Origin of the sequence: Pseudomonas sp. 7SR1 (genome assembly GCF_900156465.1) — a bacterium.
Taxonomy (GTDB): Bacteria; Pseudomonadota; Gammaproteobacteria; order Pseudomonadales; family Pseudomonadaceae; genus Aquipseudomonas.
Window position 1 is genome coordinate 393,005 of record NZ_LT707064.1, and the last position, 22,711, is coordinate 415,715.

The following is a 22,711-nucleotide window of genomic DNA, read 5'->3' on the forward strand; positions in this document are numbered from 1 at the left end:
CTTGGTTGTCTTTCGAGTGGGATTGCCTATCTGCGCAATTCATATGGATCGCTCCTCCAGGCCGACCAGAGCAGCACTCTCACGCCACAATCTCTCCTGTGCCTCGTGGTCGCGCGCCAATGCCGATGGATCGGGGAACGTAGGCTGTCCCTTGACCAGGGAGACGTACATGCGTTCGTCAGGCAGGCGAAGGGTCCCCAGCGCCACGTCGGCCAGCATCCTGCCGGAGTGCTCTGGAGCGTTCATGACGAACTCCGGGCGAAAGAGCCCGAGCAGAGGGAATACCGTGCGCATCACGATGCCGAGGATCGCCTTCTGCAAAGCCGACGCTTCGCGGCCGGCGGCACCTCCCGTGAGCCCGGGATTGAAAGCAATGACATCAATCTGGCGCGCCAGCACCGTCTCATGCCGGGCCAGGTACAACGCCGTCATGAGGTTGCATAGCTTCGAGGCCGTGTAAGACCGAATGCCGTCTCCCGAGCCGCCCTTCGTCGGATGGGCCCACTCCTGAACGTCCAGCATCTTGGGGCCGATCGCCTTGATGGGCGGGTTGTGCATGTTGCTCGAAGTGATCACCAGCCGGCCATGCTCGGCCATGTGCGGCAGCAGAAGACGCGCCAGCAGATAGTGAGCGAGGTGGTTGACCGCGAACGTCAGTCCGTAGCCCTCTTGGCTTCGTTGATCGGCCGCTGTGCCATGCAAGCCGGCATTGAGGACAAGGATGTCGATGCGCTTGTCGCCGAGTTGCTGTATCAAGGCATCGGCAAAGGCGCGCACGGTGGCCAGAGAGGCGAGATTGAGCGGGAGAACCTCGACGCCATTCGGTACGGCTCGGTTCTTTCCACGGGCACCCACGATGACCCTCGTGTCTGGAGAGGTCGCGAGGTCCTGTAGGGTAAATGAGCCAAAGCCACTCGTGGCTCCGGTCATCACGACAACGTACTGCGATCTCATGGGTTTCACCTTGTTTCTCCTTGAATCAGGCCAGTCAGAAACGCCTGCCGATGGTGAAGCTGCCAAAGGTGGGTCTCTCATGCTGCCCTTCGAATTCGCGCGTTCGGTGGTAGCGCGCAAAGGCAACACGCCAATGACCGTGGGTGAAAGCGATGCCATAGCCGATGTCGGCCACGAATGGGCGCTTGTCCACACTGTGGCTGGAGCGAAAGGTGTTGCCGTCGAGCGTGATGTCGCGCAGGACCCAGCGCGCATCGGCAGCGACAAACAGGTGGCCGCGCCAACCCTGTGTCGCGCTCGTCCGGATCGGGGACGTGTTTTCACCGGCAGGCCGCAGCGGGGCGGTACCGAAGTCATCCGGCAACAGGTAGCCGAAACGCAATTCCATCCCGGTATTAGCGTAAGTAGCGAAGTTGCCCAGGCTGCCGCCCCAGTGTGAGATCGCGTCCCAGCGCCACGACCCGGTGGACTGCATCGGCGCAAAACGAGTGCGACGCTCGTGAATGAACTGCACCACTGGTTCGTTGTGCAATTGGTTGTCCCAGCCGTTGAAGCGGTCCACGCCAATGACACCGTGCCACCAATCTTGAACCTCACCTGCCTTGGCGGCCGGGCCAACGATGCCCAGCCGCAACTGCGAAGTACGGAGATGGTCACCTTTGCGAGCGTTGTAGCCCAGGCTGAACATTAGCGCGCCAGCATAAGGACGATCGTCGGCAATGAGTTCGCGTGGCACGCGGTCCGTGGGCGTATACATCGTCTGCCCTACCCCCATCGTCATGTTCAGCTCATCGATGCCGCCAGGCTGCAAACCGGAGAACGCTTGATTCAGGCGTCTAGCGATATCGGGCAGGCACGGGTCGTCAGCACGATGGATCAGATTGGGCGAGACCACGGTCAGCAGGAACCCATTGGAATAGCCCTGGTCCTGACCGAGGCCGCCAAACATGTCGTTGTCGACACGCAGATTGACGGTGGATTCAGCCGCAACCCCTTTGCGGTCACAGCCCTCGTCTGCCAGCGCTGGATCTCCGCAGAGCATTGCTCCCAAGGCCATCCAGCGTTTCCACGCAGGACTGGCGACCACGGTTTGCGCAAGACGGCCAATGTGTCCTGGCGCCGGATCAGTGTGTGCCAGCGCGCGATGCCTCGGTGTCGCTCGCCTTCCCAGGGTGACGATGGACTTAGTCATTCGGGAACCGCCACACGTTCGCGGTTTCGCCAACGGCGAGAACACGCTTTTCCGCTGTAGGAAGCCCTAGGCGCTTCCACTCTGTAGCCAGGCGAACCGGTGGTTCATCGAGCGGTTCGTACGTCAGCTTGAAGGTGCCCCAATGCATGGCGAAGAAGTGGCCGGCACCGAGATCCATGTACGCCTGGACAGCCTCCTCGGGGTTCATGTGCTGGCGGCGCATGAACCAAGACGGGTCGTAGGCGCCAATGGGCAATAGCGCGGCGTCGATCATCGGAAACCGTTGTCCAATCTCTCGGAAGCCGTCGAAATATCCCGTATCGCCGGAGTGATAGATGCATACGGAATCTCCCTCGACAATGAATCCACCCCACAGCGTCTCGTTGGCATCGGTCAGCCCGCGGCGGCTGTAGTGCTGGGCCGGTACAAAAGTCACCCTCACGGGGCCCAAGTCAACGGACTGCCACCAAGCCAGCTCGCTTGCCGAAATACCTTTCTTTGCAAAGAACGAGGTCATGCCCAGGCCGGCGATCACCGGCGCACCGACGCTCCTCACGGACGGGAGATCCAGATGGTCGTAGTGGTTGTGACTGATCAGCACTGCGTCGATGGGAGGCAGGTTCTCGGGCTGAAGGCCAGCCGGAACATTCCGTCCCCCTGGTCCCAGGGCAAGCTCACCGAAGACTGGATCGATGAGTAACGACTTTCCTTCGAGCTGCACCAGCCAGCTTGCATGCCCGATCCACGTCAGGCGCGCGCCTTCACCCACTCCCGGTGGAGCGGCAATCGCCGCAAGATCGGGCGCCACACATGGCACCGCTGCCTTTCTAGGCACGCCACGGCCTCGGCCTGCGAGACTATCCACCACCAGCATCCGAAATGCCGGCACCACGGTGCCGGGCGCTGCGCTGCCGTCGGGATTTCTGAAACGTCTAGATTTGCCGAAAACTGCCATAGCTGCCCCTTCCACATTGACAATGAGAATGAACGCCGGTGCTATGGGTCGGTCGATGAACACACTGTTCGGCGTTCAACCGGACCGTCCCTATGCGCTGCGTCAGCCCATTCGAGTCGAAGGCGATACCCAGCAAACGCCCATCAACGGGCGATGCCACGAATCGCTTTCTCAGAACCGATAGAGGTAGCCGAGACCCACGCCGTACTGCGTGCTCTTTTCCACCAGCGGACTGTCGCGGATCGAGCTGCCCATGCGCTTGGCGCCCATGTCGAGGAACACGGTGTGCTTGGGCACGGGCTGCCAGTCCACGCGAAGACCGATCTCGGTATTGACCGAGGAACTGCCGCCGTAGGCCGGGCGCCAGCTCTGCGCCTCGTCCGACCTGACGCCGTAGTAGTAGTCCACGTACTTGCTATCCACCCATTCGGCTGCCAGCCGTGGGGTCAGCCCGATGGAGCCTGCGGTAAAGCGCCTGTCGATTTGCAACGTCGCCCTAGTCCCCTTGCTGTTGCTCATGGCGTCCGTGAGCAATTCGGCAGAGAGGTTGGCAAAGCCGGCGCGCCAGATGGCGGCGCCGCCGATCCAGAAGCTGGCTTCCCGATCGCGCATACCCGCAAAGTACGGCGAATCGCCCGAATCAAATTCCTCCATCGCGGCATAGCGACCACGCAGCCTGAACGAGACCGGCCCGACCGACGGCAGCTTGACGTCCAGCCCCGGCCCTGCCACCTGAATCCACCTGTTCTCATAGGTGATCATCGGCAAGCCGCGCACGCGATCGTCGAAGTCCCGGTACACCCGGTACTGCATGCCACCTGCCACGCCGATCCCCCACCTCGATTCGCTGCGTTCGGCGTCTTCGATGGCCTGCCCCATGGAAGACTTCTTCGTATCGGTCGTCTGCGCCGAAACGATGGGTGTGGAAAAAATGCCAGCGACCAGGATCGGCAGCGCCGCGTAAGACGGCTGGCGTCGCAGCCGGGTTGCCCACTGAAGGTGTGATGACATGATTGATCCCTTTCAAGGAGAACGTGAGAAATGCCTTCCCCCACGCAGGGGAACGGCGGCTTGCGGGCCACGCCATCGAGCCATGTCGATCGGGTCGCGGGCCCTCATCGGCAGACGGCCGCACTGCGCCGTCTGCCTAACTTCCCTACCGGCTTGACGACCCCGCGTCGTCTCGCGCAAGGCCTTGCAGGCCCTGCGCACCGCGTATCGACTCAACGACAGTGCCGAAGAACTGCTGCTTCGCGGCGAGCGTTGCTGCGTCATCGTTCAAGCGCCTCCCGCGCCAGCGGTAGCGCGCTCTGCGTGTCGAAAGAACCCGAGCGATGCCAGCCATTTCTCGAACCTGTCCACGTACAGGAACACGGCCGGCACGACCAGCAGGCTCAGGGCAGTCGATGTGATGAGGCCACCGATCACCGCCATGGCCATCGGCCGGCGGAAGCTCGAATCCGCGCCGAGTCCCAGCGCGATGGGCAACATGCCGGCGATCATCGCGATGGTGGTCATCACGATGGGACGGGCACGCTTGTGGCAAGCATCCAGCAGCGCCTCGTGAACGGGCAATCCGCGCTCGCGCATGCCGATAACCGCGTACTCGACAAGCAGGATGGAGTTCTTGGTGACGATCCCCATGAGCATCACCAGCCCGATCATGGAGGGCACGCTCAACTGGCTGCGCGTGATCAGCAGCGCGAGGAATGCGCCACCGATGGACAAGGGGATGGCCGAGAGGATGGTGATGGGCTGAAGAAAATCCCTGAACAGCAGCACCAGTACGCAGTAGATGCACAGAACCCCGACCACGAGCGCCATGGCAAAGCCCCCACCGAGTTCGGCAACGATCTCCGAGTCGCCGGCCTCGATCACCTTGACGCTGGACGGAAGGGACTTGATCGACGGCAGGTTGGCCGCGGCCGCCTGCGCCGTTCCGAGCGCGGTGCCTCCCAAGTCGGCCGAAATGGTGACGTTGCGAAGGCGGTCGTGGCGGTCGATCTGCGCGGGGCCACTTTCTACCGTCAAGCTGGCAACGCTGCCCAGCGGCACCGGCCCGTCGCGACCCGGCACACGCATACTGCCGATCGTGTTGATGTCTTGCCTCGCGGCATCGGGAATGCGCGCGCGGATATAGACTTGGCGGTTATCAAGGTTCATGCGCGCTACCTGAGCGTCGAAATCGCCGCTGGTCGCCACCCGCACCACGTCCCCGATCGCTGCGGTCGTCACGCCACGCTCGGCGGCGCGCTCCGGGTCGGGACGGATGATGATCTCGGGGCGCTCCAGGCTGGCCGTCGAGGCGATGCCCGTAAGCCCCTTGACGTCACGCAGCTCGGCTTCCACGGCGTCCGCGCTCGCCTTGAGTGCCTCGGCATTGTCGCTGGCGAGGATGATCGAGAGCTTTTGGCCAGGTCCGCCGCCACCGACGGCAAAGCGGGCACCCGGAACGTCGATCAAGCGCTCCCGCACGGCCTTCTCGATGGCCTGCTGCGATGGCCGGTCACCGCGCGGCGCCAGCGCGAGCGTCAGCGAAGCACGACGAACCTCGCCAGCCCGCGATCCCCCCGGGCCGTCACTTTGCGCGTTGCCCACCGTGGCGAAGGCATGGGCGATGCCATCCACATCGCCAAAGGCCTTGCGGGCCGACTCGGCGACCGCCAACGTGTCGTCCATCGAGCTGCCTGGCGGCAACTCGATGCTCACGGTCGTGGTGCCGCTGTCGGAGGCCGGGATGAAGCCCGTTTCGATGAAGGGCACCAGGGCGAGAGAGGCCGCCAGAAAGATCACCGCTCCGCCCAAGGTGGTCTTGCGGTGCTTCAAGCACCAGCGCGCCGTTGCCATGTACCAGCGCATCACCCGGCCATCTTCCTTCTCGGGGATCGGCTCCGGTTTGAGCAGGTAGGCCGCCATCATGGGCGTGAGCAGGCGCGCGACCAGCAGCGAGGCGAGCACCGCAATCACGGCGGTCCAGCCGAACTGCTTGAACACCAGGCCGCCGATGCCGCTCATCATGGCCGTCGGCAGGAAGACGACCACCAGGCTCATGGTGGTCGCCATGACCGCCAAGGCAATCTCGGTCACGGCGTCCTCTGCAGCCTCCCGGATCGATTTGCCCATGTGCCGGTGGCGCTCGATGTTCTCGATCTCCACGATGGCGTCATCGACCAGGATGCCGACCACCACCGCCAGCGCCAGCAGCGTCACGGTGTTGAGCGTGAAGCCCAGCCAGGCCATGGCCGCGAACGCGGGAAGGATGGACAGCGGCAAAGCGGTTGACGCGATCAGCGTTGCCCGCCAGTCGCGCAGGAACAACCAGACAACGATCATCGCGAGGATGGCACCCTCGTACAGCATCGCCATGGAGCCCTCGTACTGCTCCAGCGTCTGCCCGATCGATCCTGAAATCTCCGTCAAACTGAGCGAGGGGTCGGCCTGCTGAAGGCCGGCCAAGGCCTTGCGAACGCCTTCGGCCAGTCGTACCTCATCAAAGCCCCTTGCACGGTACACGCTGAAGCCGACGACATGCTCTCCATCGAGCAGCGCCGCGTGCGTCGGCTCGGCCTGACCGTCGATGATGGTCGCGATCTGGTCCAACCTGAAGCTCTTGCCGTTGGACAGCGCAATGCGCAAGCCCCCAAGCTCCGATGCTTGGCGAACCGTGGCGATCGTGCGAACCGACTGCTCTTCACCGCCAAGCTGTCCACGGCCGCCGGAAGATTGCTGCTGCACCTGCCGCAACGCGCGGGAAACGTCCGCCGCCGTGATGCCCAGGGCAGACATTCGCAGAGGATCTACCTCGATCCGAACCTCGCGCTCAATACCGCCAAGCCGCTCGAAGCGGCCGACGCCGGACACGCCGAGCACGGTCTTGCCGACGGTATCGTCCACGAACCAGGAGAGCTGTTCTTCGTTGAGGCGGGACGACGCGATGGCATAGGTCAGCACGGGAGCACCGACGCTGTTGGACGCGCTGACCGTTGGTTGCAGCATGTCGGGCGGCAGGTCGGAGCGAATGCCATCCACCGCGTTCTTGGTCTCGATCAGCGCGTCCGACAGGTTCTTTTCCAGTACGAATTGCACCTGGATCGACACCAGTCCATCGGTGACCGATGTGGTCAGATGATTCAGGCCGGTCAAGGTCGCCAGCGCATCCTCTACCTTGCGTGCAACCTCCGTTTCAAGCTGTGCAGGGGCGGCGCCCGGCTGCGATAACGCCACTGTCACCATGGGTAGATCGAGGTCGGGCAAGTCCTGCGTGGGCAGCTTCTGGAACCCCCACAAACCGGCAAGCGCCAACAGCACGAACAGCAAGATCGAGGGAATGGGGTTGCGAATGGACCAGGTAGCGAAGTTCATGGCCTGGCCGCTCCCGCAGGTTGGCCTTGGGAGATACGCACCAGATCACGATCTTTGAGGAACCCTGCACCTTGGACGACGACATGCTCGCCCTGGGCCAGCCCCTTGGTGATCTCTACCTCTCGGCCAATGCGACGGCCAACGGTGACGCTTCGCAGCGAAACGCGCGGTGTGGCGCTCGTGTCGGCCAGTACAAGGACATGGCTGTGCCCATCACGGATGACCACGCTCTCAGCGGGCACGACCAGCGCCGGGCCCGTTCCGAGTCCGAGCCTGCCGTTGGCGTACATGCCGGCCCGCGCCGTGCTTCCCGGCGGGATATCGGCGTAAACGATGGCCAGTCGCGAGGCACTGTCCAAAATGGGCGAGGTCTGACGGACCGTCCCCTTCGCGGTCTTGCCGTCAGGCAGGTCAAGCGCGACCTCCTGCCCGACCTTGACCTGAGCGAGTTGCTCAGCGGTCAGTTCTCCGCGCCATTCCAGGCGCCCCCGACGAATCATGCGGAACAGTTCCTGCCCCACCGGGACGACGGTGCCGAGTGTTGCTGTCCTGGCACTGATGACACCATCGTCCGGCGCCTTGACGTCGGTGTAACGCAGCCGCAATTCATTGGCCGCGAGCAGTGCATCCGCGGTTTTCGATTGCGTCACGAGCTGGAGCACGTCCTGATCGCTCATCGCGCCACTGCTTTGCAACGTGAGCGCGCGCTGGCGGTTGGCAGCGGCCTGATCTGCATTCGCCTTCAGTTGCGCATGATCCGCCTGCAGCAGCGCAGGATCGAAGCGTGCGATGACCTGCCCCTTCTTGACGACATCGCCAACATTCACGCGCACGTCGGTGAGCTGATAGCCACCTATCTGCGCACCGATGCTGGCTTCTTCCCACGCAGCGATCGCGCCTGAAGCCCTGATCTCCGTGGGCCAGGAGACTTCCCGAGGGGCAGCACTGGTCACGGTCAGAGCCGGCGTCGCCACGGCAGAATCTTCGGCAGGCGCCGGGCTGCGCTTGACGACGATGATCGCCAACGCCGCCACGGCCAAGGCAATCACGCCCACGAAATACGCGACCGGGTGCTTCCGGAGGTGCCCCTGGGTGGATGGGCTGCGGTGTTCTTGATCTTGGCTCATCGGCGATGACTTCCTATACGGGCGATGGGTCTGTCGGACGGTGTGTGGGGCGCGTCTTCGGCCATGGGCGGTTCCGTTGCTACGACCGACAGCGGCGGGTTCCCTGCGGCGCGCACGAGGGATACCCAGGATCGAGCGCGATCAGATGCCGCGGCGATGGCGCTTTCCTGCGCGCTGTTGAACTGTCGGCGCGAGCCCTCCAGCTCGAACAGGCTGATGGCTCCTGCGCGATACCGGGCTTCGTTCGCGCGCAGCGCGACGGCAGCCGCATCGACGGCCTGCCGGGAGGTATCCGCACGCTGCTCGGCCGACGACAGCGCGGCCAGGGAGTCCTCGACATCGCGCGTGGCGGTACGCAGCGTGGCTGCCAGGCCGGCCAGGGCTGCGCGATACCGCGCTTGGGCACCATCGACGTTGGCAGCGCCCAAGCCGGCATCGAAGATCGGCACGGATACCGCCGCACCGGCGGACCAGGTATCGAAGTGGATCGTTGATCCCAGCGCACGAATCCATTGCCCAGTGAGCAGCCCGGACAGATCGACGCGGGGTAGTCGCTCGGCACGCGCAACGCCAACCTCGGCATAGCTGGCTGCCAGTTCTCGCTCGGCGGACCGGACGGTGGGATGCTGCAGGAGCACGGTCGCGGGAAGGTCCAGCCGGGTCGGTGGTGCGGTAGGCACGATGGCGGCGGCCTCCTGCCGGCCGCCACTAGCGGATGTCGTCGAGGCACCGTTGGACGGCCAGGGAGACTGGCTCACGAGTTGCCGAATCGTCGTTGCCTCGCGACCGCTGAGCGCAACGATGGCGTCAACCAAAGCCGTGCAGGTCTCTTCCTGGCTCAGTCGAGTGGTTCTCGCTGAGGCCAACGCGCTCAGTGCGCTGGCCTCCTCCACGGGCGCGACATTGCCGACGGCCAGGCGCTGCCGAATCAGCGAAAGCTCGGTTTCACGCGAGCTGATGTCCTGGTCGCGAATGGCAAGCGAATAGTTGCAGGCGCGCAATGCCACGACGCCGTCGGCGATCTGCGCCACCAGGGACAATCGGGCCTCCTGGGCATCGGCGTCACGCGCGTCGAGTCGGCTGCGCGCCGCTTCTTCCGTCGCACGCGCGCGCCCCCAGAGGTCAAGCTCCCACGAAAGGCTCGCGCCCAGGGAACCGGAAGTGGCGTTGATCGTGTCGGTGCCTCCCGTCTGGCTCTGCGACTTGCCCCGCGACAGCGCACCATCGCCGCCAAGCTGGGGGGCGCGTCTGGCACGGCTGGCACCCAGTCCTGCGCGTGCTTCATCGACGCGCGCAGCCGCTTGCGCGAGCGTCGGGTTATCGGTCAGGGCCGAGGCAACGAGTGCGTCGATGGCGGGGTCGTGCAGTCGCGTCCACCATTCGTCGCGTACCGAAGCCGTGTCGTCGTCGGTGGCACCCAAGCGTGCATTGGCCCACGCGGCCGGAACGTCGATCCGGGGCGTTGAATACGGCGGCTGCGTCGCGCAACCACCCAGGCCAAGCGCAGTCGCCAACACGAATGCCGTGAGTTTGAATCGATCGCGCTCCATCTGGCGAGGCAAGGCATGCATGGAGGCCATCACAGTTCGCCCACCAGCGAGAACGCCTCGGCCATGATGGGCCGCAGATTCTGCTGTCCGCCAGTTGCATACCACTCGTCAATGGCCGCCATCCATGCGGACGTCACAGCGCCCACGATGATGCGCGCCTTGAGTACGCTCAGGCCGACCTCACCCTCTCGCTCCACGAGTGCTGCAGCGAGCGCAATCTCCCGCTCCATCCGCTTTTCGCATTCCTTGGCGAGCAGGGCCGGCGTTTCCTTCAGCAGGCGCGCCAGTGCAAAGGCCATGTCGGGATTGGCGTCGTAGCGCAGGAGCGTCGTGGCCAGCGTCTGCCTGACCGCATCCAATGGCCTCTCGTGGCTGGGACGCCTCTTCAACTCATCGACCAGTTCGACCGTCTTCTCGTCGTGCCACAAGAAGATCAGATCCTCTTTGGTCTTGAAATAGCGAAAGAACGTCCTCCGAGCCACCCCGAGCGGCTCGACGATCTGCTCGATGGTCGTGTGGGTAAAGCCCTGCTTCAGAAACAGCTCGAACCCGAGGTTGGACAACTCCCTCCGGGTGCTCTCTTTGTGTCTTTCGCGAAGACTGGGGTTTTTCTCTGCCATGGGAGTATTCTGTCACAAGTGGCACCTAGTGCCAAGAAGGCACATTGTGACATAATTACTCTTATTGAATCGCCTTTTCGAGGCGCTCGTTGCCCCCACAGAAAGGATCCATGAAAGACAGACGGAAAGCCGCAGCTGGATCAGGTGACCTGTGCGCGAGCACCTACCTCTCCCTGCCCGCTCATCGCGATATTCCCGGCGCGCAGGAGCCCGCACTGTGAGATCGCTCCCCTTACTGCTGCTGACGCTGCTCGCCGCACTGCTGCAGGGTTGCGCAGTGGTGTCCGTATCCTCCGTCTCGCCAAAGGAGTACCTGGCCGAACGGCGCGGTGATGTACTCACCACGGGCCGGCTCAGCACGACCGCGCAGGAGGTTCTGCGCGTAGTCGGCATTGACGACTGCCGCGAACGTCCCGACGCCTGCCGGCAAGCCTTGGCTCGGGCGAGCGGGATCACCGAGGAGCAGCGTCTGTCTGCACTATCCGAGCTATGGCTCGAAGCTGCGCTGGCGACTGACAAGTCGCCAGCGCTTCAAAACCAACAAGCCTCCGAGCTGGACGCCTGGCTGGAAGCAGCACGGCATGCATGGGCCTATCTGTTCTTTACTGAGCGGCCCCCTGGCGAACGCGCTTTCGAGGACCGCCAGACGCAGGTGCGGGATTACTACAACTTCGCTGTCGAGCAAACCGTTACTGGCCTGTTCAACGCCGGCTGGCGCGAACGCGCCGCTGCGGCGCGCGCACCAGGTGCTAGCGCGCTGGAACTGGGGAAATGGCAGGTGGGCAGCCGGGTCGAGGGCTTCAACCTCACGCAGGGTGCGTCGCTTCCCCAAGAGCTGGTCACCGCTTCTTCGCTGCGCTTCTCCGGTCTGCGCAACATTTACAGACGCGACGGTTTCGGCGCTCCGCTGGTGGCTGTTCTCCCGCCGCCCGCTAGCGATGACTCGATTCCCTATGTCGAGATGCGCTATCCCAGCATCACTGCGCTGCTGTCCTTCGAGGGCCAGACCCTGCAACAGGTACTTCGCACTCGTCGCGTGGACATCCGCCTGTACGACCCATACCGAACGCAGCAGATCGATCTGGGCGGCTTGAAGGCCCCGCTTACAGCCAACTTCACCGCTGGCTATGGACTGTGGTTGGCACGCTCGGGCTTCGCCACGCAGGCGCTGCGCACCCTGTTCGGCATGAGCGACGGAATCGTGCAACCGCAAGTGCAGTTGATGCAGCCCTACGACCCGAACCGCGGCATCGTCGTCATGCTGCACGGGCTCGCCAGCAGCCCCGAGGCTTGGGTCAATGTCGCCAACGAAGTGCTGGGCGACGAGACGCTGCGCCAGCACTACCAGATCTGGCAGGTTTATTACCCCACCAACGCACCCTTGGCACTGAATCGCCACGCCATAGAGCAGGCATTGGCACAGACACTGGCCCGCTTCGATCCAGAAGGCTCAGGCCGCGCCTCTCGCGATATGGTGCTGGTCGGTCATAGCATGGGCGGAGTACTGGCAAGACTGCTAGTGTCGGATTCGGGCCAGTCGATGTGGCGGCTGTTGCCCCAGGAATTGCAAACGCGCATGGCTTCCGACCCCGCGCTACAGCGCGAACTGACCACTTATGTGGAGTTTCATCCGATGCCACAGGTCACGCGGGCAATCTTCATTGCCGCGCCACACCGCGGTACACCGTTTGCCGAAAAGCGCCTGGCGAGGCACGTCTCCAATCTCGTGACTTTGCCACTGGCGATGCTTGATCAAATGAGCACGCTGACTCGACGTCTTGCGGGTCAGGCTCGCACGGACACGGGCAGCGGGGCGCTACGCATCCCCAACAGCATCGACAACCTGAGCGACCAAGACCTTTTCGTGCAAGCGGCAGCACTGTTGCAAGTCAGCCCACGGGTGCGCTACCACTCGATCGTCGGACGCGAACACCCCGGCGACGGACTGGCGCAATCCAGCGACGGCGTGGTGCCCTACGTCAGTGCACACTTGGAAGGCGCGCTATCCGAGGAGGTCATCACATCATGGCACAGCGTGCAGGAGACGCCGCAGGCGATCCTGGAAGTTCGCCGCATCCTGCTAGAACATCTGCGGACAGCCGGCGTTGGCAAAGCGACGCAAGCATCACCGCCCGCACGCAGGGCAACCGAACCCGTTGATCAGGACTAATGGCGATTGCAGCCCTGGGCCGACACCATTACAGCTCGCGAACCATTGAGAACGCTCTGGCCACGATGGGCCGCAGGTTCGCCTTGCCGCCCCCCTCGTACCACTCGTCAAGTGCTGCCGTCCACGCGGTGGTCACCGCGCCCACGATGATGCGTGCTTTCAGAGGGCTCAGGGTACGCTTGCCTTCCCGCTCCACGAGCGCGGCTGCAAGCGCCAGTTCCCGGTCCATCCGCTTTTCGCACTCCTTGGCCAGCAGGGCCGGTGTCTCCTTAAGCAGGCGCACCAGCGCAAAGGCCATCTCGCGATTGGCGTCATAGCGCTTGAGCGTCGTGGCCAACGTCTCGCAAACCGTGTCCAAAGGCGATTCCTTGGCTGGCCTTGCCTTCAGCTCTTGGACCAGTTCGACCGTCTTATCTTCATGCCACGCGAAGACCAGCTCCTCTTTGCTCTTGAAGTACCGGAAGAAGGTTCGCCTGGCGATGCCCAGCGGCTCGACGATCTGCTCGATGGTGGTGTTGGCGAAACCTTGATTCAAGAACAGCCCCAGTCCGAAGTTGGACAACTCCGCGCGGGTGTTCTGCTTATGCCTCTCACGTAGGCCTGGGGTCTTCTCTGTCATCTAAAATCACTGAAAAATGGCATCAAGTGCCAAAAAAGCGCGTTGAGACAAATGGCACTCTGCGCCACAATACTAGAACTCAGGCTTGACGCCGCACCTCGACGCGCCACTGGGTAACACCATAACCCAGAGGAACGACGTATGGAAAAAACAACGAATGCTGCGGCAGAGCCATGCAAGCATCCGCCGGGCAAGTTTGTACCCGTCATTGATCGCAATCGCTGCGAGGGTAAAGGCGACTGCATCAGCGCCTGTCCGAAGGATGTGTTCGTCCTCGGGGTGCTACCTCAAGCCGACCGAAGCGGCCTTTCATGGATTGGCAAGGTGAAGGGATTTGCTCATGGCTGGAAGCAGGCATTCATGCCAAACGCCAGCGCGTGCGAAGCATGTGGCCTGTGCATCACCGCTTGCCCCGAGCGCGCAATCAAATTGGAGCGAGCTTGAACTGTTGTAACGAGCTTTGAGGCTATATTTCTAAGCTAGGAAACTTAGCAAAAACTTCCGGTGCAACATCTTGCGAAACGGTTCATAGCATTATTGCTGCGTCGTGAGAAGATCGCGAGCGCCCTATGTTCTACGCTGCGAAGCAGCATTGAAACGCGTATGAGCCGATAGCCGATGCAGGTCAATACCGGCATCAGCCATCAGATCACATTAATGGTGCGCCGGTTTAGCCTGGCTGGCTCTGAGTATCGGTCAGAGAACTGCCGGTTGTCCGCTTAGTGTAGGAGAACGCTGGAGACGGCCACCTAAAGTAGTCTGCGTAGCGAGGAGCGCAAATGGGGCTCTGTGTTCATTTGGCTTCAGGCCTGGGAGAAATACCTGTAAACCAAGCAAGCGCGTCTTCCCAGTGCGATGTCGCCGATTGGCGAAAGTACCCCATATGTCCGAGCGTGCCGCCTGTCTGCGCAGGATTTAGGTCCTTGAGTGTTAATGGTGCGTTGCGATAAGCCTTAACGAAGGCATCGCGCGAAGCTGGCATTGCCCACAGGTCGTCAAGCGAATTGGCCGCCACGATCGGCGTGCGCACCTCGGCATAGCCGCGTTCGATGCCAGACATGGCCGGATCGTCGAAAAAGTAATGAGGAAAGCGGCACCAATGCCGCCATTGGCGGTAGACATCGGTTGGAAGATCTTCGCCCATGCCCAACATTTTCCACGGGCAATAACCCTTCCACCACGTCAGCACTGGAAGGATGAGGTTCCACATCGCAAGTACACGCAGGCGTTCGCCCATCGGCATGTAGCCATGCCAGCCCGCACCGGTGCCGAAGACATAAAAGCCTGCCACTTTCTGGTGATTGGGGAGCAACCCAAAGGCATGGCCGCCGAAAGAGTGCCCAACCATGAACAGCGGCACCTCCGGGTTGGCCATTGCCTCCACCGCTGCTGCCAGATCGAGCCGCCCCCAGTCTAGCAAGTCCATGCGGAAACTCTTTAACGAGCCTGGATTGGAACGGCCAATTCCACGGTAGTCGAATGTTAGGACTTCGAAGCCTCGGGCTGCGGCGTACTCGGCAAATCGCTTGTAGAACTGCTGGGGTACAGCAGTGGCACCAGCGATTATCAGACGTGCATGCGGCTGGACGTCTGGCGCATAACGAATCGCGCCCAGCATGTAGCCATCGGCTGCAGTCAAGTCAAGAACGTTTGAAGTCATGGCTCCCATCTTTATGACAGATGTCATATTGAAAATGAGAAGGCTAAACTATGACAACCGTCCTAGCAATGGTGCTGCCATGAGTCTTCGTCAACCAGACAGTCGCCAACGGGTGGTGGTCGCCGCCGCTGAGATGCTCGCCAGGCACGGTTTGAACGCAACGAGCATCCGAGAGATGGTCAAGCGCGCGCAGGCACCGTTCGGCTCCACCTACCACCACTTTCCAGGTGGCAAACATCAAGTGATTTCGGAAGCGGTAGTGTTCGCCGGCGAGCGAGTACAGCGACAGTTGGAAAACCATTTGTGCGAAGGAGTCCGGCAGGGGCTCCCTGCGTTCTTAGATTTTTGGCGCGAAATCCTTCTGCGTTCCGACTTTCGCCAAGGTTGCCCGGTCATGGCAGCGGTAGTTGAGGAACCGATTGACGGAGAGGTGCTAGCAGCGCTGGAGGCTGCTTCGCAGATGTTTGGTCAGTGGAGACAGATACTATCTGCGTCACTGCGCTCTCATGGCCATACGGCCATCGATGCATCCCAGTTGGCGACTCTGATCGTCGCCAGCATTGAAGGTGCAATCGTGCTATGCCGCGCGGAGCGCAGCATCGCTCCATTCGATCATGTGGCACGACAATTGGAATTTTTTGTACAGACAAATCGCTCTTGAAGCCGGTGAACCACTCGCGCTTTGCGGCACAATCGTGGAAATTGCTGAAGATGATGTGCGCTATCCGAATGCAATCCCGCGCCGCCGCCCGATCTCCCAAGACACATCACCGCCGCGCACCGTCGCGGCAAGCTGCTGCCCCAGCCGCTGTTCGATCACCGGCCGCCACGGCACCAGGCTGAAACCCATGCCGTCATCGAGCATCGCGTAGCGCCCGCTGGCGAGCATGACGGAACGCCGGTAGATGCCGGCCACACGATGCCCGTCGGCCACCGGGCGATGCTCCAGGCCGGTTTCCGCCGCAATGTCCTTCGCGGCCTGCGCCAGCTCACGATTGCGCAGCGTGCCCAGCAGGTTGCGCGCCAGTATCACGCGCTGCCCGCGCCGCTGCGCCAGCCCCTGTTCTTCGAGGAAGTCGGCGCGTTGCTGCATGGCCTGCTTGGCGTCGCCACCAAAGCCCAGCTCGCCCAGCCCGCGGCCGCCACCGATCAATTGCTGATCCAGCCAGGTCGCGCCGATGACGCGGGCCTGCCGCTCGATGGGCAGGTGCGATTTCAGTTCCACGGCCACGCCGCCCAGGCGCTGTGCATCGTACTGGCGGCCACGCTCGGCTAGGTCGTCCGGCACCTTCCATAGCCCCTCTGCCGCACGCTCCACGATGCCAGCCCGGCGCAACGCTTCCAGCCGCCGGACGTGGGCGGCGACAACCTCCTGGGGGTCGCGTCCGGGCGTGGCCCGGCCCTGTTCGATTGCCAAGTGATGATCGGCGCGGTACAGGCCATCGCTCGCCAGCGCGGCGATGTTGCGGTCGGCCGCGCGCACGTCGGCCGATCCCTTCACTTCCACCACCGCGCCCGTGGGGTAGTTCGCCAGCTCGTCGCGGGCGTTCAGCACGACGTAGTGGGCCTTCCCCTCCGTGCCGTCGATGACCAGATAGCCCCGGTCGTGCAGCTCGTCGGCCAGCCCCTTTGCGGCCACGCGGCCAATGATGCTGCGGCCATCGTCGCCCGGCTCGAACACCGTCAGTTCGCGCGGCTGGCCGCTCATCGCCCGCTGCATGGTGCGGATAATGTCGCCGCGCTCGCCCAGGGCGCGCAGGGTCTTTTCCGTATCGGCATGAATGGCCCAAGTGCCGGGCTGCGTTTCGTCGGCCAGGCCCAGGCGCTGCAAGCGTTGCAGGCGGCCGATCAGCAGCAGGCGCTTGCGTTGCAACCGGGGTTCGTTGAATCGTTCAACCTGCACCCGGCCATCCTCGCCGGCCTCGCGTTGCAGCGTGCGGTCGAGGCTCGTCCATCGCTCCTGCTCCACCTCGCGCCCCAAGGTCTGCTGAATCTCCAGTTCGGTGCGCGGCCCCAACCATTCCGTTGCCAGTTCGGCGGCCCGATGACGGAAGCCGTGGGCGATGTAGTCGCCCGCGATGATGAGGTCTTTGCCGGTGTCGTCGCGCCCGCGCACGACGATGTGCGTGTGCGGGTTGTCGGTGTTCCAGTGGTTGACCGCTACCCAATCAAGGCCCGTGCCCAGGTCGGCCTCCATGCGGCCCATGAGGTGCCGCGTGTAGGTGCGCAGGTCTTCCAGCTCCGCGCCATCCTCGGGCGAGAGGATGAAGCGGAAATGGTGACGGTCGTCGGCGCAGCGTTCCTTGAAGGCATCCAGGTCGGCTTCACCAGCCTGCGGCCCGTAGGCCCGGCCCGGTTCACCATCGCGGCCCGCGCCGTCGCGCTCGATGTAGCGCAGGTGCTTGGCGAGCGATTGCGGGCTGGCGTTGCGCTGATTAACCAGCAGCGTCTTGATGGTCACGCGCCGCGACATGGGCGTTAGCTTCGCCCCGGCGAAGCGCGCCGCCGTGTGGCCGCGCCCCAGGCGCGAGCCGGGCCGCTGGCCGGTGCCAGCCACCCCAGGACGGCGCACCACCGATTTGCCGCTGCTGGCTTTCCCGGCCTGCTTGAGCACCTTGGAAACAAAGCTCTGCCCCTGGCCCTTGCCCCGGTTCTTCGGGGCGCTGGGGCGCACGCGGAAATCGTCGTCGCGGCGGTCGGTCATGGCTGCGCTCCCTGCAAGCTCTGGCGTGTCCTGTCGTGCGAAGCACGCGGACATGCCTGCATTGGCGCGACCTTCGCGCCGAACGCGGCACGGCGGCGAAGCCGCTGCGTGCTGCGTTCCCCCCATGTGCAGACAAGCTTTCGACGCGGCGTAGTGCCGCGTCCTTTTGTCTTGCCTTCCGCCTTTGCCCTTCGCTGTCGCTCCGGGCGTCGGCGGCCCGGCAGCGCTGCGCTGCTTGCAGCCAGCGCGCCGGCGAACGCGGCAATGGCCGCAGGCCGGGCGCGTTCGAGGCAAGACGCCAGCACATTGGAAGGCAGCGCGAAGTGCGGCGCGGATGCGCTCGCACTGCACACGCGACGACATGCGGAAAGCCACTGGATCGACACGCCCGATGGCACGATGAGATGCACTGCAACGTGCAGCGAGTCGGCGGCCATCATGGGCGTGTCTCCAGCCAGATCGGGCGCGCAATGCCGATCACGGCGGATGCGCTGACCGGGCCGAAGTAGCGGCTGTCGAACGATGCCGGATTGGTCACGCTCAACAGGAACAGTTCGCCCGGTTCGAGACAGCGGCAAAGCTGCAAGGACGGCAGCGGCCGGCCCAGCCGGTCGGCGGGCAGCACGGCGGCCGCAGGCACGCCGTCGATGCGTACCTGACCGGCGACGATGCAGACGTGTTGCGGCGCGACCGCGCCCACACGTTTGAGCAGCGGCACGCGGGTCGGTAGGTAGCCGCGCTGCGCAGCAAGCGCGCCGGCCGTGGCCGGAAGCGGCACCAGCACGATGCTGTCCACGGACAACGGATATGGCAGCGGGGCGGTGCGCGGGTCGAACGGGTCGATGCGATACCAGCCGGCCGCCACGCTGTCGGACGGGTTGTAGGTCAGGCGCGGCAGCGGCGACACGAAAGCCGCCCAGGCAAGCGCAGCGAAGCCGATGGCGGCCAGTGTCGCTACGACGATGCGAGTGCGCAGGCGCGAGCGAGGACGTGGCGCGGTGCCTGCGGTGCTGGCTGGGGCGGTCATGGCAACACCTTCCCGGCCTGCCATGCGGCGTGCCGCTCGGCGGTGTATTCGGGCAGCGCAAGGCGAGCCGCAAGACGGTTGCCCAGCGTTCGCCAGTACGCGGGCGACACGTCGATGGCGGCGATGCCCAGCGCCTCGATGCCGTCGATGCGTTCCAGCACGGCGCGCACGTTGGCATCGCCTTCGGCGTGCAGCAGCAGGCGCGCGCCCGGCTGCACGCCGGGGATGCGCTGCGCCGCGTCCAGCGGTGTGCAAGCCTGCATCACCATGAGCTGCCAGCGGATCGTGCCGTAATCGTTGGCCTGCCAGCGGATGCGGCAGAGCATCGCGCCCGGCAGGAACATCGCGCAGCGCCGCCAGTCGTCTAGGCGCAGCGTGCGTGCGGGTTCGCCGAAACGCAGATAGAGCTTGAAGCGGTGTTCAAGGTAGGCCAGCGAAACGCGCGTCAGCGGCACGTTGCCGGCCTGTCCGGCGAGTGCCGACAGCGCAGGCAGCGGCGCAGCCGGCGCCACGTTCGCGGCAGGCAAAGCGGATGCGGTCATGGTGTGTTCTCCCTGCGGTGATCGGGAAACTCCCGCTCCAGCAGGCCGCGCAGCAGGTCGGACACGGTCACGCCTTGCGTGAAGGCCGACACCTTGATGCGCGCCCGCATGGCGGGCGTTATGTCGAGCGTGAGGCGCGCGGTGTAGAGGTCTCCTTTGCCCAGCGCATCGGCATCGCCCTGGCGAATCCACGCCTCGGCATGCGGATTCGCGGGCGGACGTGCGCCGATGCCGACGCGCTTACCGCGTGGTGGCTGCTTCGCTGTCATGTCGGCCACCGCAGCAGTTCGTCCACCAGGGCGGTGATTTCGCGGGCGGCGGCGCTGTCGGGCGCTGTCTCGCGTGCGAGCCGGCCAGCGGCCACGCTGTCGGCGAACACGATGCGCTGATGCACTTCCGAGAGCAGCGCGGGCAGCGGCTGTTCTGCGAGCGATTGCCGCGCCTCGCGGCCGATGATGGTGGTGCTGACGCGCCGGTTGATGACGAAGGCCGCGCGGAGCAGCGGACGGAACACCTGCGCCTCGCGGATCAGCGCCACCATCTCGGCGCTGGCCCACACGTCATAGGGACTGGGCTGCACCGGGATCAGCACGCGCTCGGCCGCCAGCAGCGCGGAGCGCGCCAAGGCGGCAATCCTGGGTGGCCCATCAATGACGACGTGATCGGCCCGCCTGGCGAGTTCTGGCGCTTCCTGATGCAGCGTTTCGCGGGCCAGGCCCACGGCGCTGAACAGCCGTGGCAAGCCTTGCTGGCTTCTGCGCTGCGTCCAGTCCAGCGATGAACCCTGCGGGTCGGCATCGAGCAGGACGACATGCTGGCCGCGCATCGCCAGTTCGCCCGCGATGTGCGTGGCGAGCGTCGTCTTGCCGACACCGCCTTTCTGGTTGAGCAGAGCGAGGATCATGGCGCGGCCCTCCCTGCTGGAAAGCCGGGCTTTGCCTGCCCTGCAAAACGCTGTTCGCCGTGCCGTTTCTCGGTTGTCCACCGAAACGGCGCGCTTCTACTAAAAGTTATGTATTTCTTGTTAGGGAAGTTAGAGGGGCCGCAAACCCGCGCCGTTATTGGCTTTCCGGCGTTTTCGTACTCCTGATAGCACGATAGGCATACTCCCGATAGCACGATACCCGGTACTCCTGATAGCACGAGGCCGTCCACACCTTTTCCCCGAGTTATCCCCGTGCCGTGTGCAGCACGGGCCGGAACGTCAGTAGCTCCATTCCGTTGTCCGGCATCCGCTCGATGCTTAGGACGTAGCCGGGCAGCGACTGCCGCGCCACCAGGACGCGCAGGTCGTAGGCGAAGTCGGAGAAGCGCGCAGCGCTGCCCGACTTGCGGTGCAGGTGCTGGAAGTCGAATTGCCAGCCGCCCGGCTGCTTGCCGCCGTGCTTGCGCACCAGGCGGTACAGCCAGCGTTCGATCCCGCCCTTCAAGCGGAAATAGGCCGGATCGATGGTCAGCACCAGGGCGGCATCGAGCACGCCCGCATAGAACCAGTCCGGCAGGATCAGTTCGATGCCCAGCGGCACGCCGCTGGCATCGGCCAGTTCCTTCCACTCGTTGATCCACGAGAAGCGATGCAAGCGCCTTCCCGTGGTTTCGCGGATGGACGTGGCCACCGTGGTCGATTGCAGCCGGTCGAGCGCGGCTTTCAGGCGCAGGTAGTCGTTGAGCGACGTGCCGCGCCCGATGAAGCGCAGGATCTCGTAGGGAGTGGCGCGTATCCAGCGCGACGGGCGCAAGCCGGCGTCGCGCGCCTCCACGATCTGCGAAGCGGCCCATATCAGCACGTCGGCATCCCATATCGTTGCGATGCCATGCTCGGCCGTGCCTTCCACGCGGATGGTGATGCCGCCAGCGCGGAAGTCGATCGGCGCGACGCGCCGCGACTTCGCCAGCGAGAAGAACGGAAAGGCCATCAGATCCCGGCTGTCGCGGGGTGCCATGTCGCCCGGCAGCGCGCGGAACAGGTCGAGCTGTTCGCGCTGCAAGGCTTGCCCTGGCGGGCTGGACATGGCGACGGCTACCCACGCGCCAGCGATCAGCGGCCATCACGGTAGTCGCCCGCGTGGCGTTCGGCATATTCCGGGTCGGAAGTCGCCTCGTAGCTACGCTGGTCGGCCCAGGCATCGAGGTCGGACACCGCGTACATGACGCGGCGGCCGAACTTGCGGAACTTCGGGCCACCGCCGATCACGCGCTGTTTCTCTAGCGTGCGCGGCGACAGGCGCAGGTAGTCGGCGGCTTCGTCGTTGGTCAGGTAGCGTTGGGGCTGCGCGGGCGCAGCGACAGCAGCGGCGGCAGGCCGCAAGGGAGCGGGTCGCATGGGATGTACCCCCATCAAGCCCGGCCACACCACGCGGCCGGATAGAGGCACTTTCAAGAAAGCGAGGCTGCTTGCTAAGGGACGATCTGCGGGGGACGCGAAACGTCCCCCCTACTGCAACGGCAGCAGCGGTAGCTGTGCCAGCCGACGGTAGCCGCCGCGCATCAGCGCCTCGCCACGGCGCACCAGCCGCCGCACGCGGGCGCGCAAGGCGCTGTCCTTGTGCCAGTCGGCCGCAACGGCATCCGCGCCGAACAGCCCTTCAGCCACTTCGCGCAAGGATGCACCGGCTAGGTTCGCGTCGAGCGCCTGCAAAGTGTGCAGTTCCAGCACCGCGGCTGGCGTGGGCCGGGAACGGGCCGCCGCCGCAGGCGTGGCTGCCGTGGCTGCGGCTAGAGCGTCCAGCTCGGCCGCGAGCGTGCGATAGCGCGCGCAGGGCGTGGCGCAGGCACGGATGGCGTAGAGGTAGGCCATGCCGTCTTCCAGGCCCGGCGCAAGCGCGAGCCGCAGGCAGCAGCCGGGCCAGTGCGACACCAGCACCAGGCGCTTGCCATCGTGGATCAGTTGCTTGCGCCCAGGCACGCGCCAGAACTCGAAGGCATGGGCCTCGGGCGGTGGGTCGGCATCCGGGTAAAGTTGCACCACGGCATCGTGATCGGGGAACCAGGCCGGATGTGCGTCGCGCGCATCCAAGGCCGGATCTTCCAGCAGGCGTACGCCCCACGCCTGCGCTGCGTCCGGCCGGCGACGACGGCGCAGCCAGTCGAGCCGATAGCCGGGATTTCTGCGCAGGTATTCCCACGCCAGCGCGGGGCGGTCAAGGTGCAGGATGTAGAGATACGCGGCGGTTGGATACCAGCTTTCGTCGTTGCGATCAGTCACGACAGAACCTCCCTGTTCTTGGGG

At 64.3% G+C, this 22,711-nt stretch carries 22 protein-coding genes; 3 read left to right on the top strand and 19 right to left on the bottom strand.

Annotated elements, in window-relative coordinates; all coding sequences use genetic code 11:
* Window positions 1-39: 39 nt before the first annotated feature.
* The 8 genes from BW992_RS01895 to BW992_RS01930 all read right to left on the bottom strand — a co-directional run bounded on the left by BW992_RS01895 (window position 40) and on the right by BW992_RS01930 (window position 10,760).
* Window positions 40-954, bottom strand: a complete 915-nt coding sequence (locus tag BW992_RS01895) for an SDR family NAD(P)-dependent oxidoreductase (protein ID WP_076405426.1) — start codon at window positions 952-954, stop codon at window positions 40-42.
* A 34-nt stretch (window positions 955-988) separates the two neighbouring features.
* Window positions 989-2,146: a lipid A deacylase LpxR family protein gene (locus BW992_RS01900; RefSeq protein ID WP_231991098.1), complete on the bottom strand. Its 1,158-nt coding sequence runs from the start codon at window positions 2,144-2,146 to the stop codon at window positions 989-991.
* Window positions 2,139-3,101 carry an MBL fold metallo-hydrolase gene (locus tag BW992_RS01905; RefSeq protein ID WP_076405430.1) on the bottom strand — a complete coding sequence of 321 codons (963 nt, stop codon included), beginning with the start codon at window positions 3,099-3,101 and terminating at the stop codon, window positions 2,139-2,141. The genes BW992_RS01900 and BW992_RS01905 overlap by 8 nt, the downstream gene beginning before the upstream one ends.
* 171 nt (window positions 3,102-3,272) lie before the next feature.
* Window positions 3,273-4,112 carry a MipA/OmpV family protein gene (locus BW992_RS01910; RefSeq protein WP_231991099.1) on the bottom strand — a complete coding sequence of 280 codons (840 nt, stop codon included), beginning with the start codon at window positions 4,110-4,112 and terminating at the stop codon, window positions 3,273-3,275.
* A 267-nt stretch (window positions 4,113-4,379) separates the two neighbouring features.
* The gene (locus BW992_RS01915; RefSeq protein WP_076405432.1) at window positions 4,380-7,463 is read right to left on the bottom strand and encodes an efflux RND transporter permease subunit; all 3,084 of its coding nucleotides are present in this window, start codon (window positions 7,461-7,463) and stop codon (window positions 4,380-4,382) included.
* A complete protein-coding gene (locus tag BW992_RS01920; RefSeq protein ID WP_083714523.1) occupies window positions 7,460-8,590 on the bottom strand; it encodes an efflux RND transporter periplasmic adaptor subunit in 1,131 nt (376 codons plus the stop codon). The genes BW992_RS01915 and BW992_RS01920 overlap by 4 nt, the downstream gene beginning before the upstream one ends.
* A complete protein-coding gene (locus BW992_RS01925; RefSeq protein ID WP_197685713.1) occupies window positions 8,587-10,170 on the bottom strand; it encodes an efflux transporter outer membrane subunit in 1,584 nt (527 codons plus the stop codon). Before BW992_RS01925 ends, BW992_RS01920 begins: the two co-directional genes overlap by 4 nt.
* Window positions 10,170-10,760: a TetR/AcrR family transcriptional regulator gene (locus tag BW992_RS01930; protein WP_076405434.1), complete on the bottom strand. Its 591-nt coding sequence runs from the start codon at window positions 10,758-10,760 to the stop codon at window positions 10,170-10,172. Before BW992_RS01930 ends, BW992_RS01925 begins: the two co-directional genes overlap by 1 nt.
* Window positions 10,761-10,977: 217 nt before the next feature.
* On the opposite strand from BW992_RS01930, the gene BW992_RS01935 reads away from it, so the two are divergent.
* Window positions 10,978-12,930 (top strand): esterase/lipase family protein, encoded by a 1,953-nt coding sequence (locus BW992_RS01935; protein WP_168199555.1) that lies wholly within the window; start codon window positions 10,978-10,980, stop codon window positions 12,928-12,930.
* A 28-nt stretch (window positions 12,931-12,958) separates the two neighbouring features.
* On the opposite strand, the gene BW992_RS01940 is transcribed toward BW992_RS01935, so the two are convergent.
* Window positions 12,959-13,549 carry a TetR/AcrR family transcriptional regulator gene (locus BW992_RS01940; protein ID WP_076405436.1) on the bottom strand — a complete coding sequence of 197 codons (591 nt, stop codon included), beginning with the start codon at window positions 13,547-13,549 and terminating at the stop codon, window positions 12,959-12,961.
* A gap of 141 nt (window positions 13,550-13,690) precedes the next feature.
* Between BW992_RS01940 and BW992_RS01945 the strand changes: the two genes are divergently transcribed.
* Window positions 13,691-13,993, top strand: coding sequence for a 4Fe-4S dicluster domain-containing protein (locus BW992_RS01945; RefSeq protein ID WP_076405438.1), 303 nt, complete (start codon window positions 13,691-13,693; stop codon window positions 13,991-13,993).
* Window positions 13,994-14,342: 349 nt separating this feature from the next.
* On the opposite strand, the gene BW992_RS01950 is transcribed toward BW992_RS01945, so the two are convergent.
* On the bottom strand, window positions 14,343-15,236 hold the full coding sequence (locus BW992_RS01950) for an alpha/beta hydrolase family protein (protein ID WP_372239189.1): 894 nt from the start codon (window positions 15,234-15,236) through the stop codon (window positions 14,343-14,345).
* Between the two features lie 52 nt (window positions 15,237-15,288).
* On the opposite strand from BW992_RS01950, the gene BW992_RS01955 reads away from it, so the two are divergent.
* Window positions 15,289-15,870 carry a TetR/AcrR family transcriptional regulator gene (locus tag BW992_RS01955; RefSeq protein ID WP_076407317.1) on the top strand — a complete coding sequence of 194 codons (582 nt, stop codon included), beginning with the start codon at window positions 15,289-15,291 and terminating at the stop codon, window positions 15,868-15,870.
* A 60-nt stretch (window positions 15,871-15,930) separates the two neighbouring features.
* Here the strand turns inward: BW992_RS01955 and BW992_RS01960 are convergent, their stop codons facing one another.
* The 9 genes from BW992_RS01960 to BW992_RS02005 all read right to left on the bottom strand — a co-directional run bounded on the left by BW992_RS01960 (window position 15,931) and on the right by BW992_RS02005 (window position 22,687).
* Window positions 15,931-17,913, bottom strand: a complete 1,983-nt coding sequence (locus BW992_RS01960) for a relaxase/mobilization nuclease domain-containing protein (RefSeq protein ID WP_076405440.1) — start codon at window positions 17,911-17,913, stop codon at window positions 15,931-15,933.
* Complete coding sequence (locus tag BW992_RS01965; protein ID WP_076405442.1) at window positions 17,910-18,353, bottom strand: hypothetical protein; 444 nt, start codon at window positions 18,351-18,353, stop codon at window positions 17,910-17,912. Before BW992_RS01965 ends, BW992_RS01960 begins: the two co-directional genes overlap by 4 nt.
* Window positions 18,350-18,940 (bottom strand): S26 family signal peptidase, encoded by a 591-nt coding sequence (locus BW992_RS01970; RefSeq protein WP_076405444.1) that lies wholly within the window; start codon window positions 18,938-18,940, stop codon window positions 18,350-18,352. Before BW992_RS01970 ends, BW992_RS01965 begins: the two co-directional genes overlap by 4 nt.
* Complete coding sequence (locus tag BW992_RS01975) at window positions 18,937-19,482, bottom strand: DUF2840 domain-containing protein (protein WP_076405446.1); 546 nt, start codon at window positions 19,480-19,482, stop codon at window positions 18,937-18,939. Before BW992_RS01975 ends, BW992_RS01970 begins: the two co-directional genes overlap by 4 nt.
* Window positions 19,479-19,751, bottom strand: a complete 273-nt coding sequence (locus BW992_RS01980; protein ID WP_076407318.1) for a chromosome partitioning protein ParB — start codon at window positions 19,749-19,751, stop codon at window positions 19,479-19,481. The genes BW992_RS01975 and BW992_RS01980 overlap by 4 nt, the downstream gene beginning before the upstream one ends.
* Window positions 19,748-20,386: a ParA family partition ATPase gene (gene parA, locus BW992_RS01985; protein ID WP_076405448.1), complete on the bottom strand. Its 639-nt coding sequence runs from the start codon at window positions 20,384-20,386 to the stop codon at window positions 19,748-19,750. Before parA ends, BW992_RS01980 begins: the two co-directional genes overlap by 4 nt.
* A gap of 265 nt (window positions 20,387-20,651) precedes the next feature.
* On the bottom strand, window positions 20,652-21,494 hold the full coding sequence (locus tag BW992_RS01995) for a replication initiator protein A (RefSeq protein WP_076405452.1): 843 nt from the start codon (window positions 21,492-21,494) through the stop codon (window positions 20,652-20,654).
* 26 nt (window positions 21,495-21,520) lie between these two features.
* Complete coding sequence (locus BW992_RS02000; RefSeq protein ID WP_425375620.1) at window positions 21,521-21,790, bottom strand: helix-turn-helix transcriptional regulator; 270 nt, start codon at window positions 21,788-21,790, stop codon at window positions 21,521-21,523.
* Between the two features lie 126 nt (window positions 21,791-21,916).
* The gene (locus BW992_RS02005) at window positions 21,917-22,687 is read right to left on the bottom strand and encodes a DUF2285 domain-containing protein (RefSeq protein ID WP_076405454.1); all 771 of its coding nucleotides are present in this window, start codon (window positions 22,685-22,687) and stop codon (window positions 21,917-21,919) included.
* Between the last annotated feature and the right edge of the window lie 24 nt (window positions 22,688-22,711).

What these genes read in the sequence shown, in the direction of transcription:
- BW992_RS01895 (WP_076405426.1), bottom strand. Translation starts at nt 954, where the DNA reads ATGAGATCGCAGTACGTTGTCGTGATGACCGGAGCCACGAGTGGCTTT.
- BW992_RS01900 (WP_231991098.1), bottom strand. Translation starts at nt 2,146, where the DNA reads ATGACTAAGTCCATCGTCACCCTGGGAAGGCGAGCGACACCGAGGCAT.
- BW992_RS01905 (WP_076405430.1), bottom strand. Translation starts at nt 3,101, where the DNA reads ATGGCAGTTTTCGGCAAATCTAGACGTTTCAGAAATCCCGACGGCAGC.
- BW992_RS01910 (WP_231991099.1), bottom strand. Translation starts at nt 4,112, where the DNA reads ATGTCATCACACCTTCAGTGGGCAACCCGGCTGCGACGCCAGCCGTCT.
- BW992_RS01915 (WP_076405432.1), bottom strand. Translation starts at nt 7,463, where the DNA reads ATGAACTTCGCTACCTGGTCCATTCGCAACCCCATTCCCTCGATCTTG.
- BW992_RS01920 (WP_083714523.1), bottom strand. Translation starts at nt 8,590, where the DNA reads ATGAGCCAAGATCAAGAACACCGCAGCCCATCCACCCAGGGGCACCTC.
- BW992_RS01925 (WP_197685713.1), bottom strand. Translation starts at nt 10,170, where the DNA reads ATGGCCTCCATGCATGCCTTGCCTCGCCAGATGGAGCGCGATCGATTC.
- BW992_RS01930 (WP_076405434.1), bottom strand. Translation starts at nt 10,760, where the DNA reads ATGGCAGAGAAAAACCCCAGTCTTCGCGAAAGACACAAAGAGAGCACC.
- BW992_RS01940 (WP_076405436.1), bottom strand. Translation starts at nt 13,549, where the DNA reads ATGACAGAGAAGACCCCAGGCCTACGTGAGAGGCATAAGCAGAACACC.
- BW992_RS01945 (WP_076405438.1), top strand. Translation starts at nt 13,691, where the DNA reads ATGGAAAAAACAACGAATGCTGCGGCAGAGCCATGCAAGCATCCGCCG.
- BW992_RS01950 (WP_372239189.1), bottom strand. Translation starts at nt 15,236, where the DNA reads ATGACATCTGTCATAAAGATGGGAGCCATGACTTCAAACGTTCTTGAC.
- BW992_RS01955 (WP_076407317.1), top strand. Translation starts at nt 15,289, where the DNA reads ATGAGTCTTCGTCAACCAGACAGTCGCCAACGGGTGGTGGTCGCCGCC.
- BW992_RS01960 (WP_076405440.1), bottom strand. Translation starts at nt 17,913, where the DNA reads ATGACCGACCGCCGCGACGACGATTTCCGCGTGCGCCCCAGCGCCCCG.
- BW992_RS01965 (WP_076405442.1), bottom strand. Translation starts at nt 18,353, where the DNA reads ATGATGGCCGCCGACTCGCTGCACGTTGCAGTGCATCTCATCGTGCCA.
- BW992_RS01970 (WP_076405444.1), bottom strand. Translation starts at nt 18,940, where the DNA reads ATGACCGCCCCAGCCAGCACCGCAGGCACCGCGCCACGTCCTCGCTCG.
- BW992_RS01975 (WP_076405446.1), bottom strand. Translation starts at nt 19,482, where the DNA reads ATGACCGCATCCGCTTTGCCTGCCGCGAACGTGGCGCCGGCTGCGCCG.
- BW992_RS01980 (WP_076407318.1), bottom strand. Translation starts at nt 19,751, where the DNA reads ATGACAGCGAAGCAGCCACCACGCGGTAAGCGCGTCGGCATCGGCGCA.
- parA (WP_076405448.1), bottom strand. Translation starts at nt 20,386, where the DNA reads ATGATCCTCGCTCTGCTCAACCAGAAAGGCGGTGTCGGCAAGACGACG.
- BW992_RS01995 (WP_076405452.1), bottom strand. Translation starts at nt 21,494, where the DNA reads ATGTCCAGCCCGCCAGGGCAAGCCTTGCAGCGCGAACAGCTCGACCTG.